This is a genomic window from Streptococcus sp. zg-86 (assembly GCF_017639855.1).
GTDB lineage: Bacteria > Bacillota > Bacilli > Lactobacillales > Streptococcaceae > Streptococcus > Streptococcus zhangguiae.
Map to the genome: position 1 here is coordinate 1,342,962 of NZ_CP072115.1, position 17,870 is coordinate 1,360,831.

11 protein-coding genes are annotated in these 17,870 nt (G+C 40.8%); 1 reads left to right on the forward strand and 10 read right to left on the reverse strand.

Annotated elements, in window-relative coordinates; genetic code table 11:
• Nucleotides 1-125: 125 nt before the first annotated feature.
• Nucleotides 126-2,594 carry a GBS Bsp-like repeat-containing protein gene (locus J5M87_RS06440; RefSeq protein WP_154608810.1) on the reverse strand — a complete coding sequence of 823 codons (2,469 nt, stop codon included), beginning with the start codon at nt 2,592-2,594 and terminating at the stop codon, nt 126-128.
• 239 nt (nt 2,595-2,833) lie between these two features.
• The gene (gene tpiA, locus J5M87_RS06445) at nt 2,834-3,586 is read right to left on the reverse strand and encodes a triose-phosphate isomerase (RefSeq protein ID WP_154608809.1); all 753 of its coding nucleotides are present in this window, start codon (nt 3,584-3,586) and stop codon (nt 2,834-2,836) included.
• Between the two features lie 190 nt (nt 3,587-3,776).
• On the opposite strand from tpiA, the gene J5M87_RS06450 reads away from it, so the two are divergent.
• Complete coding sequence (locus J5M87_RS06450) at nt 3,777-6,833, forward strand: AAA family ATPase (protein ID WP_154608808.1); 3,057 nt, start codon at nt 3,777-3,779, stop codon at nt 6,831-6,833.
• A gap of 116 nt (nt 6,834-6,949) precedes the next feature.
• Here the strand turns inward: J5M87_RS06450 and J5M87_RS06455 are convergent, their stop codons facing one another.
• The 8 genes from J5M87_RS06455 to J5M87_RS06490 form a co-directional block, all read right to left on the reverse strand.
• Nucleotides 6,950-7,942 (reverse strand): arginase family protein, encoded by a 993-nt coding sequence (locus tag J5M87_RS06455; protein WP_154608861.1) that lies wholly within the window; start codon nt 7,940-7,942, stop codon nt 6,950-6,952.
• Between the two features lie 614 nt (nt 7,943-8,556).
• On the reverse strand, nt 8,557-10,098 hold the full coding sequence (hutH, locus tag J5M87_RS06460) for a histidine ammonia-lyase (RefSeq protein WP_154608807.1): 1,542 nt from the start codon (nt 10,096-10,098) through the stop codon (nt 8,557-8,559).
• 23 nt (nt 10,099-10,121) lie between these two features.
• Nucleotides 10,122-11,441 (reverse strand): APC family permease, encoded by a 1,320-nt coding sequence (locus tag J5M87_RS06465; RefSeq protein ID WP_154608860.1) that lies wholly within the window; start codon nt 11,439-11,441, stop codon nt 10,122-10,124.
• Nucleotides 11,442-11,464: 23 nt separating this feature from the next.
• A complete protein-coding gene (locus J5M87_RS06470; protein WP_154608806.1) occupies nt 11,465-12,076 on the reverse strand; it encodes a HutD/Ves family protein in 612 nt (203 codons plus the stop codon).
• An 18-nt stretch (nt 12,077-12,094) separates the two neighbouring features.
• Entirely contained in the window at nt 12,095-13,768 is a 1,674-nt protein-coding gene (locus J5M87_RS06475) for a formate--tetrahydrofolate ligase (RefSeq protein WP_154608805.1), read from the reverse strand.
• A 20-nt stretch (nt 13,769-13,788) separates the two neighbouring features.
• A complete protein-coding gene (locus J5M87_RS06480; RefSeq protein ID WP_154608804.1) occupies nt 13,789-14,415 on the reverse strand; it encodes a cyclodeaminase/cyclohydrolase family protein in 627 nt (208 codons plus the stop codon).
• A gap of 14 nt (nt 14,416-14,429) precedes the next feature.
• The gene (gene ftcD / locus J5M87_RS06485) at nt 14,430-15,329 is read right to left on the reverse strand and encodes a glutamate formimidoyltransferase (protein ID WP_154608803.1); all 900 of its coding nucleotides are present in this window, start codon (nt 15,327-15,329) and stop codon (nt 14,430-14,432) included.
• A gap of 212 nt (nt 15,330-15,541) precedes the next feature.
• Complete coding sequence (locus tag J5M87_RS06490) at nt 15,542-17,572, reverse strand: urocanate hydratase (protein ID WP_154608802.1); 2,031 nt, start codon at nt 17,570-17,572, stop codon at nt 15,542-15,544.
• Nucleotides 17,573-17,870 lie beyond the last annotated feature (298 nt).

Below are 17,870 nucleotides of genomic sequence, written 5' to 3' on the forward strand. Positions count from 1 at the left end.
GGATTGACTGTCACTTGGTTCTTGTGAAGAATACAAAACGCAGTTGAGAAAAACGTCTCAACTGCTTTTTAATACTCTTTTACTTTTCTTTAGCTAATGAACAAGAAAATAAATGATTATCCTTTTTAATCCGTAAACCGACCTGTATAGTCAATGTTGACATCAAACAGGTGACGACCAGGGATCAACTGACCAGCAGAGGTATATTGCCAAGCTGCTGCACCGGCATGTAAGCCCATTTCTTTTGCTTGTTCAAATGACATAGTACGATATGGGTATTGTGCTACCCAGAAATTACCGATACCAAACTGACCTGTTTCAATCGGACCAGGACGACCTAAATCATTGACATCAATCCAACTTGCACCTGCATAGTGAACCAAATTATTATAGCCCAAGTGGCGCATCTCTGCTTCCCAAGACTTCATATTGGCATTGATATTGGTACGGGTTTTGTGTTCCTCAATATCATTGACCATCACAGTTGTTTTCGGTAAGCCTAATTGTGCTGCAAACTGCGTGAAATACTGCGCCTCTTCCTTTGCCGTTTGAGAGTCAGTAAAGTGAGAATAATGGTAAACAGATACTTTTAATCCAGCAGCCTTGGCATTTTGAATCTGCTCTTTAGCGTATGGATTTTGATAATTTGTTCCCTCTGTCAATTTCACGACAACACCAGAAATTCCCTTATCCAATAAGCTCCGGTAATCTGCCACAGACAAGGAGCCATTGTGACTACTTACATCCACAAAAGCCTTATCTGCCTTACGGCTATAGTAGGCTCTTGTCGTTGCTGTTCCTAGATCATATCGCTGCTTATCACTGACAATATACAGATGTGCTGTATAGGTTCCAGTTTCGTACTGATGACGGGATAGACGAACCGTCACACGATAAGTACCATCTGGTTGTTTTACGGCATCATACCATTGAAGGTCATTTTGACCATTTGGCGATCCCCAAACGGATACAGGAATTTGATCTACTCCCTTAGGAGCAAACACATCTGAGATAATAACATCGAACAAACCATATGTATTGTTCACATTTTGAATTTTAATAGTTCCCCTAGGGTTTACCTGTGTAATCGAAACATCTGTTACTGTAGATGCTACACCTACCATTTGCCCATTTTTTTGTTTTAGATACAAATGAGCTTGGTATTTACCGACATCATAATGGTGATTGCTAGCTGATACTCTCACTCGATACGTCCCATTTGGTTGTTTAGTTGCTGTATACCACTGGATATCATCCTGGCCATTCTTCTCTGACCAAACTGGAACAAGGACAGAATCGATTCCATTTGGACTGGTGACATCGCTGACCACTACATCAAAGGTACCAATCTGATTATTTTTTCCTTCAATCGAAATCTTTCCAGCCAAACCAACCGGTGGAAGAGTTGTCTTCCCAGTTGTAATACCAACTGTTTTGCCATCTGTAAGGGCATAGTAAATATGAACTTGATAAGCTCCAATATTCTGCTTGTGGTTCTTGTAATCAACGGTCAAACGATAACTGCCGTCTGCTTGTTTAACCAAAGGATACCATTTCAAGTCATCTTGACCATTATGGTCTGACCAAACAGCAGCACGAACTTCCTTGAGTTGATCAGTCGCAGGTACATTTGTAAGGCTGACATCTAAAGTCCCATTTGTAGCTGGTGTCAGACTAAGGCTACCCGTTAGTGCAACTGGTTTAGCTGGCTCTACAACTTCTGCTTGACCAAGACCATAAAAGGCTACACCTTCTTGCTTCCAACCACGTGTGCCCAAGACCTTATACTCATTCGCATCCTTGGTATACAAGTGATGTTTTAAACCAGGATGATACAAGCGGTAGATTGGGAGATTTCCATAAGAACGGTAGGCTTCTCCTTCTTGTTTCCAACCACGTGTGCCGAGAACTTGGTATTCATTAGTATCTTTGGTATACAGATGGATGCGTAAGTCTGGGTGATATAGACGGTAAACAACTTCACCTTGCTGACTAGCGATTTTCCAAGCTTCTCCTTCTTGCTTCCAACCACGTGTACCGAGTACCTTATATTCATTAGCATCTTTGGTGTACAAATGAACCCGTAAGCCAGGGTGGTATAAGCGATAAACAGAATTATCATTACTTGCAGCTCGATTATCAGCCTCTTTTTTCTCTGCTTCAGCCTCTTTAGGCTGTTCTTGAGTCGATGACCATTGGAATGGATACGGATTTAAGGCTTGAGAAGCTCCCGTAGCATCGATCAGCACTACTTGCAAATAAAAATTTTTAACCTCGGCACCAAACTGATCTCGTTGTAATACCGCTACATAGTTGCCATTGGCATCTTTTTCAAAGGCTGAAACCGTCACTTGATCACTTTTATCTTCCTTAGACCACAAGGTTGCACTTGGTTGACCAAATCCTTCTGGTAGAGCGGATAGGACAGCTTTTACACGCCCTTCTTCTTCTACCACTTGAACGGTTGCTCCTAGGGTGGCTTGATTGACTACGGTCAATTGTTTTGGTTCTGCTATCAACTGATCAGCTGCAACAGGAAGAGCCCAACAGGAAAGCAGAACTCCAGATAAACAAACAAGCGTTTTAAACTTCATTTTTTCTCCTATTTGGATTTAGAATAAAAACTTCTAGCGAAACGGTAGAAGTTTTTAGAACCTGTATTCATAAGCAAAGTAATTCTAATCGGAACCTTATTTTACGATAATCAAGGCGGTTTTTTTGAAGGAATACTGACTGTATTTCGAAAAAAAGCAACGATGAATAGTGAAAAATAAGCCCTGAATAGAGTTGCTGAGCTGTGAATACAGGTTCTTATACTCTCTTATCTTAGTTTTTAGAAATTAAGCAAAGCAAGGAAACTGTCAGCTTCGAGTGAAGCTCCCCCTACAAGTGCACCGTCCACATCAGGACAAGCCATGTATTCTGCAATGTTTTCTGGTTTTACAGAACCACCATATTGAACGCGAACTTTATCCGCTACTTCTTGACCAAAATCTGCTGCAACCACATCACGAACAGCTTTACACATTTTTTGTGCATCATCTTGAGTTGCTGATTTACCAGTACCGATTGCCCAGATTGGCTCATAAGCAAGCACCAAGGAAGCAACTTGCTCAGCAGTCAATCCTTTCAATGCTGCTGATACTTGTGCACCAACAAATTCTACTGCTTGACCAGCTTCGTACGTTTCAAGGGATTCACCACAACAGATGATTGGTGTCATACCATTTTTGAAAATAGCATGTGCTTTTTTGTTGATATCTTCATCTGTTTCATGGAAGTAATCACGGCGTTCTGAGTGACCGATGATAACATAGTCTACTTCAAGAGCTGCAAGGGCTGCAGGGCTAGTTTCCCCAGTAAAGGCACCAAAATCTTCAAAGTAGCAGTTTTGTGCTGCAACTTGCAATTCAGAGTTACGAACACCTTTTTTCATACCTTCAAGGAACAAGGCTGGCGCTCCGATAACAGTATCGATACGTTCGTTTGACGGAATATTCAATTTTACCGCCTCGATAAATTGACGAGCTTCCGCAGCAGTTTTGTTCATTTTCCAGTTTCCTGCGATAATTGGTTTACGTGACATTTCACATACCTCTTCTATTTTTATTTTCGGTATATATTTTATCATAAAAAAGAAAAAGTTGAAAGTCTTTCTATGTAGAGAAGGTCTATTTTCTTGACCAACTATCTTTCTTTGGTCTCGTCCGACTTCCTACTTGATAAAAGTATCCTTTTAGTTTATAGTAGAATTAACTGAATTTGGAGGCGTTTACATGAACAAGGGACTTTATCTAAAATTATTTGGAAATCCTGCTATTTTTCTAAATGGAGAAGAAATCTTTTTCTCATTTTCTAAAGTAAATGCCTTATTATATTATCTCCTACTTCAAAAAAATGTTAGCCGTGATGAAATTGCAGGCATTTTGTGGGAAAACAAAAATACCCAAATCTCAAAGAAAAATTTGCGCAACACCATTTATCAAGCCAATAAATTCTTGGGAGATGAGTACATTATTTGTCCCAGTCGCTCCCTACTCTCGCTCAATCCGCACTTACCCATTTCAAGTGATGTCGAACAATTTCTTGCCAATCCTGAACAGACTCTTGGTCTCTATCAAGGTCGGTTTCTCAAGGACTTCTATCTGAAAAATTCAGAAGCCTTTGATTTTTGGATTGAAAAAATGCGGTCTTATTATGAACAAATCTATATCAAAACCTGTCATGATAAGATGAAATACCAGTTGACCAAAAATGATGTAGAAGAAACCGAGCAGCATATCCTTCGTTTGATTGAAATTGATGAATTTGATGAAGCCAACTACCAATTGCTCATGCGACTCTATCAAGAAAATAATCAAGCAGGTAAGGTCATCAAGACATATTATAAACTAGCAAACCTGCTCGATGAAGAATTAGGAATTGCACCAAGTCAAGAAGTGCAGCAAATTTACGATGAAGTCGTTGCGCAGGGACGCAATGAACGAAAAATCAAACAGTTTTTACGCAATACCACTCATTTTTATGGTCGAGTCCAAGAAATTTCTCAATTAGAAGCCTATTTTTCAGATGTGATCAAACAAGAGGATGTCCGTACCCTTGTACTATTAGGTGGGAGCGGAATTGGCAAACGAACGGTCACGCGCCAAGTGCTTGCCAATCAAACCCAGCAATTTCAAATCGTAACAGCTGAATGCCTAAATAGTGATCGCTCCTTGCGGCTTCAACCTTGGCGTAGTCTTTTAAACGGTCTAAAAGACTTACTCATTCATCATCAAATCATGTCTATTCAGGCTTGGGAAATGCTCTGCAAACGTGAATTTCCCTTCTTATCTGGAGGTTATGCCCAAGATAGGCTGGACATGAACGCCCTATCGCTAGCAATGAGCACCATTCTCCAGCAAATCGCTCAGAAAAAGCCACTTGTTTTACTCATTGAAGACTGCCATTGGATGGACACAGATAGTATTACTCTGCTCCAACATTTGCTCAATCACATGAGGGGATGTCCAATTGCGCTAGTCCTAACCAAACACCTCCATGCTACTCCTCATCTTGATTCCTTATTTAATCAGCTTATCCTACAACAACAGGTCAAATTCATTGAATTACAGCCATTTGATAGTGAGCAAAGTCAGGCATTCTTTCAGATGCTGGTTGGATCTCACTCTGTTTCTTCTCAACAATTAGAACAGATTTTCCAAATTAGTCAAGGAAATCCCTTCTTACTAGAAGAATATGCCGAGCAGGTAAAAAGAGGGGAAAAATTTGAAGCGCTCACTCCAGCCATTCGTGCAAAAATGCAATTAAAACTCTCCTATCTCAGCAGTCGTGAAGAGGAATTGCTACACTACTTGACCTGCTTCCAAAAGCCTGTCTCCCTGCAATTGCTAGCGCAGTTACTTGTTCTACCTTTTGACGAAATCATTGAGATGAGTGAAAACCTTTGCCAACAACGCATTTTATCTGAAATCAATGGGAAGGAAGAAATTTTAGTTTATTTCCATCAAACTATTCTCAAAATCTACTGCTATGATAGCCTGTCTCACGGGAAAAAGCGTCTCTTACATGGACAGATTGCCCATTATCTTGAAGGGGTTTGGGAGAAAAATAAGCAAGATACAGAGCTCCTCCATACGATTTCCTACCATTACAAAGAAGCAAAGCAACTGATTCAGTCCCTCCGCTATAGCCTCTATTATCTGGATACTAGCTTGCAGTTTCATCATGAGTTATTTCCAATCTATACGCCTCAATCGATTGCTGATCACTATTCTTCTCCTGAAGATACCTTAAATATTCAAGATACCTTCACCCAATTAGAAGACATAATTCATTCTTTGGAACACCAACATGGTCACCAAAGGGAATTCCAGCAGTTGCTCAACCATTTCCGCTACCTTGAGGGGCGCTTCGATATTCGTACTGGCCATTACGAAAAAGGGATAAAAAACATTCTCAGCGTTATTGATAGCGCCCATGCTCTTCATCAACACGAATTCCTCTTGGAGGGCTACAGGCAAATTATCCATTACTGTATTCAGGTGGAAAATCTTTCAGAGATGAAGTTCTATACAGATTTGGCACTAGATACGGCTGTTACAGCTAATAACCACGAGGCAATTGCAACTCATCTGCGCTTAAAAGGCCTCTATCACCTGATGATGGGTGAAGAAAGCCAAGCCATTCGTCTCCTCAAACAATCCATTGACTGCTTTAGTTTGACCGCCTCACTCCGTCATAAATACGCCATTCAAATTGGTGCAGCGCTAGACTATTTAGCTGAAATTGAGCAGATTAGAGGCAATCTAGACCAGTCAATTACCTATCAAATGCAGGCCATTCAACTCACCCAGCAGATTAGCCCAGAGTCATCCAACACTATTTTTTATATTGGACTGGGTATTTCCTATTATCACTTAGGAGATTTGACAGAAGCTGATCGCATTTTTTCAAAGATTGAAGCCATGACCAAATCCCAGCTTTATCCTTGGAAAGCTGTCCAATTAGATGTCTACCTAGCCCTCATCCATTGTCAAAAAGGCGATTATAGCTTAGCCCAGCAGATTTTACTCAACAAGGAACAACTCATGTCGCGCTATTCCACACCAAGAGATAAGGGAATGGTCTACTATCTGATGAGCCTACTCAAATACCAAATCATAGCCGGCAAGCTGACAAATTCGGAACTGATCGACCTCTTATCACAAGACTTTGGAACCTATTTTGGTATTGCCAAACACCATCTCAATTCCTATCGTGACCGTCGATTACTATCAGATTTGGAAGAATGGAAGCAAGCCTTGCAAACTCCTGCCTTTAAAGAGGGTTAAACTTAGACGTGCAGACAAAAAAACGCATAAAATCAGATTTTTGATTATCTGATTCTATGCGTTTTTACTATTTAAAAAGTTCTTTCCATCACCAAAAATCGTTCTATAGGAGAAAATCAGATGTGGTGAATTTGCGACCAAATTTGGGTCATATAGAAAATAAAGGTAGCGGCAAGGTTTGCGGTATGGAAATCAATATCATGCGGTGGAGATACTTCAACCACATCGAAACCGACTAATTTTCCTGAAGCGACAATATGCTGCAAGACAATCAATGCCACATTGGGATCAACGCCGAGTGATTGAATCGCACTCACACCTGGTGCTACACCAAAGGAAAAACAATCCATATCAATCGTGACATATACTTTCTCTTTGTCTGCTAAAAATCGATCCACCAATTGACAGATATTCTCATGTCCCATTTTATACATATCTAAGCCTGTTAAAAATTCAATTCCTTCTGATTTAGCAACGAAATCAAATAAGAACAGATTGTTATTATGCTCTTGTATCCCCAAGACTAGGTAGGGGAAGGCTCGCTTTTCTTCTTGTGCATCATCAAACATTTGACGAAAACCTGTTCCGGAATTCGGACCAGTTTGGTCATAGGGACGTAGGTCAAAATGCGCATCAAAATTGATTACAGCCAAGGATTCATTGGTAGGTAAGGAATTCTTCAAACCAGTGTAGTGCCCATAAGCCGTTCCATGCCCTCCTCCAAGAACAATCGGCCGGATATTCAACTCCCTCATTCGCTTGACTGCCTTGGCTAGGCTGTGTTGCAGTTGAGACAGGGAACGATTGGGACCATCGATATTGCCAACATCAAAGACCCGCACATGACGCCCCAAGTGCCACGGTAACTTTGCTAGCTGGGGACGAATAGCTTCTGGGCCTTCCACTGCGCCAACACGACCATGATTGATATAAACTCCTTTGTCACTCTTAAAGCCAATAATCCCGAAGTTAATTCCTTCAAAGGGAGATAATGCTTCATCATTTAAATCCAAAAATTGAATTCTCATGCCCCACTTTGCAGCATATAAATCATCTTCTACCGCTCCTTGATAATAAGGATAGACCAACTTGTAATAATCTTCTAACATCTGAACCCCTTTTTCTGTTTTTCTATCTCTCATTATACTATTTTTTCATCAAAATGACGGGAAATGAGAAAGATAATCCTGTAGATTCTGCTAACTCGAAGCGAGAAATAAGAAAGTAAGGAAACTCGAAATCCTCCCTTCTTCCTATGCTCAATCTATCACTGGATGACCTTATTGTTACTCAGTCTTATTCTAACAAACGCATTTTTTGCTCAGACTTTTTGTCTAGTACAGCTATTCCTTACTGAAAACTGTCTTCCTATTGCTAAGTAAGACTGTTCTGTAGCAAAAACAGCTTGCCTCAGTTCCCAGTAAGGTCTTTCTACACGATAATTTTCGGGACTTAGTCCTGAGTAAAGTATTTTTCAGTGTGAGAGGCAAGACTAGAACCCTAGGGAACACATTTTTCATTGAAAAATGTGGGAATTGACTTTAAGAAGCCGATCTTCCAACAAAACGTTCGGGACTAGATTGAGGACGTTTATCTTGTAATCAACTACTTCCCAATCTCATTCTAATCCTGCTACTAAAAGAAGCTGGGCCTAAGTCCAGCTTCTTTTAGTTCGTCCAACATAAGAGTACGTTACGAACTCTTATATCTTCCCTCATGTCCGCTAAAATTGGATAGATAGTTCAACCGCTTCTTCTACTGCTGCAAGGAATTCTTCACTTTCAATAACAGCAGAAGCTTTATTAAGTTCTTCATAGATTTCAATGTCCTTGTCAAACTCGATAAACTTCACAGATTTGCGGAAGACATCGTAGGCTGGTTGCGTACCTTTACCAAGTGCATGATTTTCTGGTTTTAAATCAAGCGCCTGACAAGCTGCCAAGATTTCGGTGGCTACAATTCGGCGAGAGTTCTTCAACACTTCTCCCGCCTTACGAGCTGCAATGGTTCCCATGCTTACAAAGTCTTCTTGATTTTCACATGACGGAATAGAATCCACGCTTGCTGGGTGAGATAAGACCTTGTTTTCAGAAGCAAGAGCCGCACAGGCATATTGAGTAATCATAAAGCCAGAATTGAGACCTGGGTGTTTCACCAAGAAGGAAGGTAATTTACTCAATTGATGGTTGACCAAGCGCTCCACACGACGTTCGGATACATTTCCGATTTCAGAAATGGCAATCGCTAGGAAATCAAATGGTTGTGCCATTGGTTCACCGTGGAAGTTACCTCCTGAAATCACATGACCATTTTTACAAATAATTGGATTATCTGTTACAGAGTTAATTTCAATCTCAACTTTTTCTTTTACATAAGCAATTGAATCTTTACTTGCCCCGTGAATTTGCGGAATACAACGAAGAGTATATGGATCTTGCACACGTTCTTGTGTTGCCACAGTTGTGTTCTGACTACCTTCAATGAGATGACGGATATTACGAGCTGTGGCTAATTGACCACTTTGCGGACGAATCGTATGTAATTCTTCCTCAAATGGGCTAGTGATTCCATTATGAGCTTCTAGTGAAAGGGCACCTGCAATATCAGATAATTTCAACAGTTGAATAGCATCGTAGGTTGCTAAAGCTCCAATACCTGTCAGAACAGTTGTTCCGTTAATCAAGGCCAAACCTTCCTTAGCTGCTAGTTCAATTGGCTCGATACCAGCTTTTGCTAAGGCTTCCTTACCTGGCAATAACTCACCTTTATAGTAGGCTTTTCCTAAACCAAGCATTGGAAGAACCATATGAGAAAGAGGTGCTAAATCTCCTGAAGCTCCAAGCGAGCCCTTTTCTGGGATATAGGGATGAACTTCCTTATTCAGTAATTCTAACAACTTTTCAACGGTAGACAGACGAATACCTGAAAAACCTTTTACGAGTGAATTGACACGAATCAGCATAATCGCCCGTACCGCATCTTCTGGTAATGGATTTCCAAAACCGCTTGAGTGAGTCCGAATGAGGTTTTCTTGTAATTGAACTGTATCTTCAGGTGAAATGCTGACATTACATAGGGATCCAAAGCCTGTATTAACACCGTAAACGACACGTTTTTCACGTACAATATCATCGACAATTTTACGAGACTCTTCTACATCCTTTTTAGCCTCTTCTGCAATGCGACATGGGACATGCTTTCTGGCCACCGCAATGACATCTTCAAGTGTTAAACTGTTTCCATCTAAAATAATTTCTTGTACCATACGTTTTTTCCTCCTATGGCTCACTAATGTGCTTGACCCTTACGACCGTGCATTAGATAATAAATCGTACTGGAGATGATAACTCCTATAATACCGTAGACAACATTCATCGGATTATCACCGACAATCATCACTAAACTAATTACTACTGCTAAAATTGGGATAATTGGACCAAATGGTACACGGAAGGTCACCTTTGTATCCGGTTCCATTTTCCGTAATTTTAAAACTGCTAAGGCAGTTGGAATGTATTGGAAGAAACGGAAGACCACACTCAAGCCAGCCAAGGTTTCAAAAGAACCTGTTAGCAAGAGCACAAGGGCAATGGAACTTGAAATCGCAATGGCAACAACAGGGGCCGCATTTTGATTTTCTTTAGCAATCGCAGCAGGCAATAATCCTTCTTTGGCAATCGCTGCTCCAAAACGCGGTACCATAATGGATTCTCCCATGTTTAGGCCGGTAATGGAAATCAAGGCTCCAATAGATACCATCCAAGCTCCAACAGGACCAACCATTTTCACAAAGGCTTCTTGTACAGGGGCATCTGTATCCATAATGCCTGAACCAAGCATGGCAATGGTACCACCAATGATTAACATATACAAAACAGACACAATACTAATGGATCCTAAAATCGCACGTGGTACATTCTTTTCTGGATTACGCATTTCCCCTGCCACGATAGAAAGGGTTTCAAAACCAATAAATCCATAAAAGATGTAAACTGCTGTTCCAGAGATAGCCCCGAAGAGATTTTGTCCAGGTGATAATTGAACAAATGGTGTGAAGTTTGATAAGCCACCCTTGAGGAAGAAAATCGTACAAACTGAAAATGCGACAATTGGAATCAGCTTCGCAATGGTTGCGGTAAGGGTTAGGACTTTAGAGGTTTTTAATCCTGCAATATTCATCAAGGATAGCATGAGAACCAAACCAATACTGATTGGGATATTCCATCCTTCAAAAGCTGGGAAGGTAATGATGAAGATTTTCGCAAATCCTGCCGCCATGGCTGCCCAGGCAAATATGGTTACCATCCAACCTAAAATACCAACATTAAAACCAATAAAATCTCCGAATGCTTTCTTAGAATACTGGAAAGCACCACCATTTTTATCAAAATAACCAGAAACTTCAGCGAAACAGACTGCCAACATAATCGTTAACACAGCTGTTCCAAACATGACTGCTATCGAAGCAGGTCCTAAATCTTTATAAATACTCCGTGGTAATAAGAAAATCCCTGATCCTATTACGGCATTAATCCCGTACAGGGTAGCGCCACCTAGGCTAAACTTAGCCTCTTCTCTTTCTTTGGCACTTATTTTTTTTGATTCCATCATATGCTTCTCCTATCCATCAATCAAAAAGAAGACAAACTCCTATCTTTATTATAGACGAATCCTACCCAAATGGCTATGGTTTCCAAAGAGGAATCGTGGGGCGTTAGGGTAAAGGTCACTTCTGGATCATGCGATTGTCGCGTGATTTTCATGAGATGATGTGCTGGTAGCACCCCACTAATTTCATTGAGAGTATACGCTAGCTCATCTAAAGCATAGATAAATTGGATTCCTTCTGATTTGATGTTCAATTGCCCAACAGCGATTGGAGCTAACTCTGCGCTATAATGGGCTGTATACATGACATTAAAATCTTGACATTGTCCTTTACTTTTTATCTCATCGTTACCTGAAAAGGAATGAACGACAAATGGGTCTAAGTGCACCTCCTTTTGTTCACCTATCTGTGTCAACGTAATCGGTTTATCTAAGGTCATCAATAAACGCTGAATTCCTGGTAGGGCTGTAAACTGGCTTTCTGCCACATCAACTGTCGCTGTTGATAAGCGATACTCGAAATCACGCTGCTGATAACTACCAGACGGAGGGAAAAGATACAGTTCTGTCGTCTTTCCCCCCGACCAGTTAGATGTTTGAAATACATTGGCGTCGAATTGTTCGATCTGCACCATATTTCTACCTACCTATGATTAGAAAAGTCCTGTGATATTGCCTTCATGATCAATGTCGATCTTTTCACTAGCTGGCACTTTTGGCAAACCTGGCATGGTCATAATCGCACCTGTCAACGCAACGATGAAACCTGCACCAGCAGATACCTTGAGGTTACTAATTTTAACAACAAAGTCTTTTGGTGCGCCCAGTTTTTTCGCATCATCAGAGAAAGAATATTGAGTCTTAGCCATACAGATTGGGTACGTTCCAAATCCAAGGCGTTCCAATTCTTGCATTTCTCTACGAGCTGCAGGGGTCAATGAGATTCCCTTACCACCGTATACTTTTGTGACAAGTTTTGTTAATTTGGTTTCGATTGAATCTTCTGCATCATATACAAAGCTAAAATGATTTTCTTGCTCTGCTAATGCAACGACTTTTTCTGCTAATTCACGGCTGCCTTCCCCACCGTTTGCCCAAACATCAGAAATCACAACCTCTACATTGCGTTTTTGACAGGCAACATAAACAGCCTCTAATTCTGCTTCTGTATCAAGTGGGAACTTGTTAATAGCAACGACAACTGGCAAACCATAAACTTCTTGAATATTTTCCAAATGCTTGTCTAAGTTTGGCAAACCATCGATAACAGCTTGAACATTTTCTGCACCAAGATCTGCTTTTTGAACACCGCCATGCATTTTCAAAGCACGAATGGTCGCTACCAAAACAACTGCAGAAGGACGTAAGCCAGACAAACGACATTTAATATCAATGAACTTTTCTGCCCCTAAATCTGCACCAAATCCTGCTTCTGTCACCGCATAATCCGCATATTTTAGGGCTAATTTGGTTGCCAAAACGCTGTTACAGCCATGGGCAATATTGGCAAATGGGCCACCATGAATAAGGGCAGGAGTATGTTCCAAGGTTTGGACAAGGTTTGGATGAATCGCTTCTTTCAAGAGGGCGGCCATAGCACCAGCAGCCTTCAAATCGCCTGCTGTAACTGGTTCTCCGCTATAATTATAGCCAATAATAATCCGTTCTAAGCGCGCTTTTAAGTCTGAGATGTTTTCTGATAGACAGAGTACCGCCATAATTTCTGATGCCACAGTAATGTCATATCCATCTTCTCTTGGTACACCATTGACCTTGCCTTGAAGCCCATCAACAACATGGCGCAATTGGCGGTCATTCATATCAACTACACGTTTCCATGTAATACGCCTGCTATCAATACCTAGAGCATTTCCATGATGAATGTGATTGTCAATCAAGGCTGCAAGGAGGTTATTGGCAACGCCAATCGCATGGAAGTCCCCAGTAAAATGCAGGTTAATGTCCTCCATCGGAACCACTTGTGCATAACCACCACCAGCAGCTCCTCCCTTGACCCCAAATACGGGACCAAGTGACGGTTCACGTAGGGCAATGATTGATTTTTTCCCAATCTTAGACAAGGCATCTGCCAAACCAACCGAAGTGGTGGTCTTCCCTTCACCTGCTGGAGTTGGAGAAATAGCAGTTACTAAAATCAATTTCCCATCCGGTTTATCGGCTAATTTTTCTAGCTCACGCGCATCAATCTTAGCCTTGTATTTTCCATAAAGGGTCAATACATCTTCTTCAATTCCAATTGATTGAGCGACTTTCGTGATTGGTTCCATTTCTACTGAGTTGGCAATTTCGATATCCGTTAACACCATGCTTCTACTCCTTTATATCCTTACACAACCTGTAAGATTGCTTGATAAATATCATCCGCTAGTTGGCAGCCTTGGTCTAGTATTGTTTGACCATTTGATTGGTAGGCACTCACAAATTCTTCGTCTTTAATACCAGAAAGGTTGATGAGAACATTGAGCCATGCCCCTTGTAAACCTGCTTTTAGGTTTAAAGCTGCAACTCCTAAGTCACTTGCTGCATTTGTATTGGACTTTCCAATAGCTCTTTCTGTCACTTTCAAGGCTTCAAGCATCATTTCCATCATACTAAATGGAGACTTGCTTGCTTCTTTGAGCGCATCTTGCATCGCCTGTCTTCTAGCAGCCTTATCCTCATCTGTTTCTTTTGGCATATCAAAGACAGCTGATACCAAGTTAAAGGCTTCTGTATCCTTATCCACCGCTGCAAGCAAATCTGATTGCAATTGGCTACTTGCTTGATGAATAGCAGTAATTTCTTCTTGAAACTCTTCGTATTTCTTCTTGCCGAGGGTTAATTCGCAAACCATCTTGGTCAACGAAATCCCATTTACTGCTGACAAAGCTGCGGCTGAGCCTCCTCCAGGAGCTGGAGCATCTGATCCTAATACTTGTGCAAACTCTGTCAAAGTCATCTCTACTAATTTCATACCGATAATCCCTTCTATCCCAACAGATGATTTTCAAGCACTTGTTTATTGAAGTCGAATTCTTCAATCTGTAAGTAATATTCTGCTACATCTGCTAGAGCTTTGACTGGTGTTAAACCAATAATTTCAGAACCGATAATATTCACACCATAGCGTTTTGCTTCAAAGCGAATGGTTTCAAAGGTGCGGTAGAGTGGACATTTTTCAAAGTTGACCATATTCATAGATACTTGGGCAATCTTGCGGTCTTCAAGCATGACACCAATACCTTTACAGTATTTGTAGCCGCCACTAGAACCACGAATAATCTTCGCAATCTTATTGGCAATTTCGACATCGTCTGTATCCAAGTTCACATTAAAGGCAATCAATGGCATCCGAGCTCCGACTGCAATAACGCCTGCAGTTGGGTGAATCTTGCGTTCACCAAAATCTGGTGCCCATTCTTCCTGCAATAATTTTTCAGGCATTCCTTCAAATTGACCCTTACGAACTTTCGCCAAGTTCTTCCGATCTGGACTAGTAGCTGATTCTTCATAGAGAAAGACCGGAATAGCTAATTCTTTGTTAATGCGTTCTGCTACCTTCTTAGAAATTTCAACGCATTCTTCAGTTGTCACATCTTTGATTGGGACAAATGGCATAACATCTGTTGCCCCCATTCGAGGATGTTCCCCTTCGTGCTTAGTCATATCAATATTTTCAGTTGCAAATTTCACTAGTTGAAAGGCTACTTCTTGGATACCTTCTTCATCTCCAACCAAGGTGAAGACACTACGATTGTGACTTTGATCAGAGGAATGGTCCAACAAGGTCACTCCTGGAATGCTTTTAGCTGTTGCGACTAGACCATCAATGACAACTTGGTTTCGTCCTTCTGAAAAATTAGGGATACATTCAATAATCTTTGCCATAAGCTGAGTTCTCCTTTTATATATAATTTTAGATAACGTTTACATTTTATAGTAGATTGAGAAAGGAATAGGACAAGGCAAAGAGCTACAGATAGAACTTGGCGTTAATTGAGGATTACTCCATAATCCCTATTTCCAACCTTCAACAGCCCACTGGACTATTGAAGCAAGGCGACTGAACGATGTCCTAACCTTTATTCAATTCACTATACTTATTTAAAAATCTTTTCAACAGATGCTTTGATCAACTCTTCATCTGTCAAATATGGAATGGTAATATGATCTGTACCTTGGTGTAGACGGTTGTATTCAATAGCTGTTTCAATCGCATGGTCATTACGAGCCCAATTTCGGCGAGCCACACCACCGATTGTATCCCAGGCAATAGCTGATTTGATGATTTCATCAATTCGCTCACTACCATCAAGAACCAAACCAAAACCACCATTGATTGCTTTACCAATACCAGTACCACCACCATTGTGGAGAGCCACCAAACTCATACCACGCGCTGCATTTCCTGCATAACATTGAACAGCCATATCACAGGTAACATTTGAGCCGTCCTTAATATTAGATGTTTCACGGAATGGAGAATCTGTACCAGACACATCGTGGTGGTCACGACCAATCATGACAGGACCAATTTTTCCTTCACGAACAAGTTGGTTAAATTTAAGGGCGATATTGACACGGCCGAGGCAATCTTGGTATAAGATACGTGCCTGTGTTCCCACTACTAATTGGTTCTTTTCAGCGTCCCGAATCCAGTTATAATTATCACGGTCTTGGTAACGGCGAGTTGGGTCAATCGCTTCCATCGCTGCCTTATCTGTCATCATCAAGTCTTCATGTTTACCACTGAGGCAGACCCAACGGAAAGGTCCATAGCCATAGTCAAAGAGCATTGGTCCCATGATATCTTCGACATAAGAAGGCCAAATAAAGCCGTCCTTATCATCCACACCATTTTTAGAAATGGCCTTGATACCAGAATCATATACCGATTTCATGAAGGCATTTCCATAGTCAAAGAAATAGGTTCCTTTTTCTGTCAGTGTCTTAATAGCTTCATAATGGCGTGCTAAGGTTTCATCTACTAGGCGAATAAAGGTTTCCTTATCTTCTGCTAATAGGCGAGTACGCTCATCAAAACTAATACCTGCTGGGCAGTAGCCACCATCATAGACGTTGTGACAGGAAGTTTGGTCAGACAAGAGATCCACATGAATGCCCTGTTCATTGACATATTCTAGCAAATCTACGATATTTCCATGGAAGGCAATCGAAGTGGATTCTTTTTTATCGAGATATTCTTTTGCTAGTTGCATTGCTTCTTCTGGTGTCTCAGCAATTTGACTAATCCATCCTTGTGTATGGCGTGTTTCAATCCGAGAAGCATCTACTTCTGCAATAATGGATACGGCATTAGCAATTTCAGCAGCCTTACCTTGAGCTCCACTCATCCCTCCTAAACCAGAGGAAATGAATAATTTTCCTGTCAAATCTCCATCATCTGGCACACCTAGTTTGAGACGACCTGCATTTAAGAGTGTATTGAAAGTTCCATGTACAATCCCTTGTGGACCAATGTACATCCAACCACCAGCAGTCATTTGACCATAATTTGTCACACCCATTTCTTCTGCAATTTCCCAGTCCTTCATATTATCGTATTCACCGACCAACAAGCCATTGGTAATGATGACACGGGGTGCTTCTGGTTTTGATTTAAAGAGTCCGAGAGGGTGACCTGATTCGACTACAAGGGTTTGTTCTTCTGTCATCACTTCCAGATATTTCATAATCAAATTGTATTGCATCCAGTTGGCACAGACAGAACCTGTTTCTCCATAGGTAACCAATTCGTAAGGATAGAGGGCAATTTCAAAACTGAGATTATTATCAATCATCACTTGCATAGCCTTAGCAGCTGTACAATTTCCCTTGTATTCATCAATTGGCTTCCCATAAATTCGACCTTTTGGTCGCCAACGATAGCCGTAAATCCGTCCTCGAGTTGTTAATTCTTCTAAAAATTCTGGTATTACTTCTTCGTGGAAGCGTTTAGGAACATACCGCAAAGCATTTTTTAGTGCAATTTCTGTTTGAGCTTGTGTCAAGCGAAAGCCTCTATTCGGTGCTCTTCGAATTCCTTCTTGAAAGACCGTTTTCTCTGGTAAAACGTCATCTAATTTGACAGTCATTGCACCAGCAATTTCAGTTTCATCAAAACGATGCATAGCAAAAACCTCCTATATAATGGTAATGAATACTCTGTGAAAATCAACAGTTGATGAGACCAACAAGACCACGATTCGAACCAAGGTTCAGCATGGTAAGTGAAGGGGACCACGATTTGATTTTTGACGAGTATGAAATGATTTAGTTTCCCCTACAGTTTACTCAATGACCGTCCACAAATAGTCAAGTTCCTCAAAAAATTTGTTTTTCTTTTGCAGAATGCAAAATGAAATTCATTTTAGACAAAAATTAGACGGTTTTTTTCTACAATTTAGATGTTTCGAATTAATTTTAATC

Coding starts and splice junctions, on each gene's coding strand:
- J5M87_RS06490 (WP_154608802.1), bottom strand. CDS start 17,572: ATGCATCGTTTTGATGAAACTGAAATTGCTGGTGCAATGACTGTCAAA.
- J5M87_RS06440 (WP_154608810.1), bottom strand. CDS start 2,594: ATGAAGTTTAAAACGCTTGTTTGTTTATCTGGAGTTCTGCTTTCCTGT.
- J5M87_RS06465 (WP_154608860.1), bottom strand. CDS start 11,441: ATGGAATCAAAAAAAATAAGTGCCAAAGAAAGAGAAGAGGCTAAGTTT.
- hutH (WP_154608807.1), bottom strand. CDS start 10,098: ATGGTACAAGAAATTATTTTAGATGGAAACAGTTTAACACTTGAAGAT.
- ftcD (WP_154608803.1), bottom strand. CDS start 15,329: ATGGCAAAGATTATTGAATGTATCCCTAATTTTTCAGAAGGACGAAAC.
- J5M87_RS06470 (WP_154608806.1), bottom strand. CDS start 12,076: ATGGTGCAGATCGAACAATTCGACGCCAATGTATTTCAAACATCTAAC.
- tpiA (WP_154608809.1), bottom strand. CDS start 3,586: ATGTCACGTAAACCAATTATCGCAGGAAACTGGAAAATGAACAAAACT.
- J5M87_RS06450 (WP_154608808.1), top strand. CDS start 3,777: ATGAACAAGGGACTTTATCTAAAATTATTTGGAAATCCTGCTATTTTT.
- J5M87_RS06475 (WP_154608805.1), bottom strand. CDS start 13,768: ATGGTGTTAACGGATATCGAAATTGCCAACTCAGTAGAAATGGAACCA.
- J5M87_RS06480 (WP_154608804.1), bottom strand. CDS start 14,415: ATGAAATTAGTAGAGATGACTTTGACAGAGTTTGCACAAGTATTAGGA.
- J5M87_RS06455 (WP_154608861.1), bottom strand. CDS start 7,942: ATGTTAGAAGATTATTACAAGTTGGTCTATCCTTATTATCAAGGAGCG.